The 2,841-nt window shown below is 70.9% G+C and carries 4 protein-coding genes; all 4 read right to left on the bottom strand.

Annotated features, from left to right (window positions below; all coding sequences use genetic code 11):
- Positions 1-1,017 (bottom strand): RNA polymerase sigma factor (locus U9980_RS27185; RefSeq protein ID WP_322770538.1); only part of this gene is annotated, 1,017 nt, incomplete at its 3' end.
- On the bottom strand, positions 1,014-1,421 hold the full coding sequence (locus U9980_RS27180; RefSeq protein WP_322770537.1) for a YciI family protein: 408 nt from the start codon (positions 1,419-1,421) through the stop codon (positions 1,014-1,016). The genes U9980_RS27180 and U9980_RS27185, both read right to left, overlap by 4 nt.
- A gap of 271 nt (positions 1,422-1,692) precedes the next feature.
- On the bottom strand, positions 1,693-2,529 hold the full coding sequence (locus tag U9980_RS27175) for a zeta toxin family protein (protein WP_322770536.1): 837 nt from the start codon (positions 2,527-2,529) through the stop codon (positions 1,693-1,695).
- A gap of 72 nt (positions 2,530-2,601) precedes the next feature.
- On the bottom strand, positions 2,602-2,841 hold a 240-nt coding region (locus tag U9980_RS27170; RefSeq protein ID WP_322770535.1), incomplete at its 5' end, for a hypothetical protein.

Here is a 2,841-nt window from a genome sequence, read left to right as displayed (position 1 = left end):
GTGCAGGTATGCCGTCACCGCGGCGTAACGGGGCAGGTCGGGGTTCACCTCAGCCAGCGCCGCCAGACCGGCCCGCGGTCCGTCGGCCTCGCCGACCGCCACTGCGCGGTTGAGCCGCACCACCGGGCTGCCGGTGATGCGCAGCAGTTCGTCGTACCACTCCACGATCTGCACCCAGTCCGTCTCGGAGGTGCTCCGGGCGTCCGCGTGCAGGGCGGCGATCGCGGCCTGCGCCTGGTATTCGCCCAGCCGGTCGCGGGCCAACGCGGCCTGCAGGATCGTCACCCCCTCGGTGATCAGTCCGGTGTCCCAGCGCGATCGGTCCTGCTCAGCAAGCGGCACCAGGCGACCTCCGGGGCCGGTGCGAGACGCGCGACGCGCATGATGCAGCAGCATGAGCGCGAGCAGCCCCGCGACCTCCGGCTCGTCGGTCAAGACGACGAGGTGGCGGGTGAGGCGGATTGCCTCGGCCGCCAGGTCGACGTCTCCGCCGTACCCCTCGTTGAAGACGAGGTAGAGCACCCGTAGCACCGTCCCGAGATCGCCGGGCTGGTCGAGCGGTAGCCCCGCGATCCGCCGCTTGGCCCGGCTGATCCGCTGCGCCATGGTCGACTCGGGGACGAGGTAGGCCGTCGCGATCTGCCGGGTGGTCAGGCCACCGACCGCGCGCAGCGTCAGGGCGACGGCCGAGCCCGGCGGCAGGGTGGGGTGCGCGCACAGGAAGTAGAGCCGCAGCGTGTCGTCCTTGGCGGGCGCCGGACCGGCGGGTGCCTCGGCCTCCATGGCGAGTTCTCGCCCCCGCCGCGCCGCCTCGGCACGGGCAGCGTCGAGGAACCTGTGCCACGCGACCGTGACGAGCCATGCCTTCGGATCGCGCGGTGGATCGTCCGGCCAGGTTTCGAGCGTCCGGATCAGGGCCTCCTGCACGGCATCCTCGGCCGACGCGAAGTCGGCTCCGCGCCGGACGAGGACACCGATCACCGCGGGCACGAGCTCCCGCAGCAGCGACTCGTTCACTCGGTGACAGTGGGCGGCTCGGACAGGAACGGGCGCACCTCGAGCCACTCGTGGATCGGCTTGCCGCCAGCCCCAGGAGCGGCGGACAGCTCCCCAGCCAGCGCGACCGCGCGGTCCCAAGACTCCACGTCGATGACCATCCAGCCGGCGATGAGGTCCTTGGTCTCGGCGAACGGACCATCGGTCACCGGTGGGCGCCCCTCGCCGTCATACCGCACGAACGTGCCCTCGGACGTCAGTGCCTGGGCGTCGACGAACTCACCCGTCTCTTCCAAACGGGCTGCGAAGTCGCGCATGTACTGCACGTGCGCGTCGACCTCCTCCGGCGTCCATTGGTCCATCGGCACCCAGTCGACAGCGGGGGCCGGGCCACCTCGGTAATGCTTCAGCAGCAGGTACTTCATGGCGGTTCTCCTTCTTCGTCGCGCGGCCCGTCGTGGCCACTGGTGTCCCTGGGACGGAGCCAGCGCGACATTCTCGACACCCAGAAGCGTGCCGAGTTCCACGACGTGGGTCTGGCCGTCACCGCCCTGAGGCGCCCAGACCGTCGAACGAGAACCCGCCCGCACGCAGGCACGCCGATCCCCTTGCGGACGCCCGTCGCTGGAGCTACGAGGATGGCCTGTCGCACACGAGCCCGACCCCTGGTACCCCGTTCATCCAGCCAAGCCGCACCTAGAGATCAGCGCCGTTTGCGGCTGGTGACAGCTCCCTTACCGACAGGCCGGCACGGCGAAGACGGGCATCAGGTTCGGCCTCGGCAAGCCGGCCGGACCACTCGGCTCCCATGCCGGCCACCAGTGTGCGCTGGACGGCCTGGAAGTCGGCGGTCTCGCCCGGGGTCCAAGGGCGGTTGCGTTCGGTCTCGACCGCCGCGCGCAGGTGCGGTGGCGCCGTCCAGTTCCCGTCGGGTCCGAGCTGGTTGGCATAGCGCGGCTCCACCTCGCCGCGGCGGACGACCACGACCAGGTCGGCGAGCCGTTCGGCGTCGATGAGGTCGGCCAGCAGGGGAATCCCGGCGTAGGAGCGGCGGGCGTTCTCCGCGACGGTCAGTCGTCCGCTACCCCGGTCACGGACCTGTTCGTGGTACCGGTGCACAACACCCTGCTGGCTCATGGCTTCGGGGACGCCGAGGAACGCGGCGGCCACCTGGTAGCCGGCCGTCCGGTACCGGGCCATGTTCTCCCCGACGGAGGCCGGATCGATGGCGGTTGCCTGCACGAGCGCATTGAGTCGGTGGGAGCGCACGTGTTCGTGCATGGCCTGCACCCACCGCCGGCCGTCGAATCCGGTATGCAGTGCCATCGCCCGGTCGTTCTCAGTCATGAGCTGATCGTAATCGGGATGGAACGGCTTGTACCGGTCGCTGTCGACGTCGATGAATCCGCCGCGATCGTCGAATGCCACGGCCAGCTGCCGGGCCACCCGGGTCTTCCCGCTCCCCGGCTGGGCCACCAGGAAGACCACCAGTGGATGCGGCGCCGCCCGGGCATTGCCCGTCTCGGCCGGCACGATCTGTTCCCGGAAGATCCGTTCAGCCAGGTCCGCGGGAAGCTGGGACGGACCCGGCGGGCTGGTGATCTGTCAGCCCTCCCGGATCTCGCGGGCCAGGTCGGTGAAACGGGCGCGGGCACGGGCGACGGCGACGGCATCGGCCGGGTCCAGCGCATCCCGGTCCCGAACGACTGCCTGCTGCCCTGCCCGCCATCGCTCGATCTGCGCGTGGTCGGGTTCCGGGCGGCGCTCTTCGGCGGCGAGCCGTGCCGTGTAGGCGCCCACGGCTGCGTGACTCGCTTCCAGCGCAGCCTCGTAGGCCACGCACGC

Source organism: Protofrankia sp. Cr1, from assembly GCF_963555865.1.
Lineage (GTDB): Bacteria > Actinomycetota > Actinomycetes > Frankiales > Frankiaceae > Protofrankia.
Note: the sequence above shows the minus strand (reverse complement) of the source record. Positions and strands in the feature narration are given on the sequence as shown.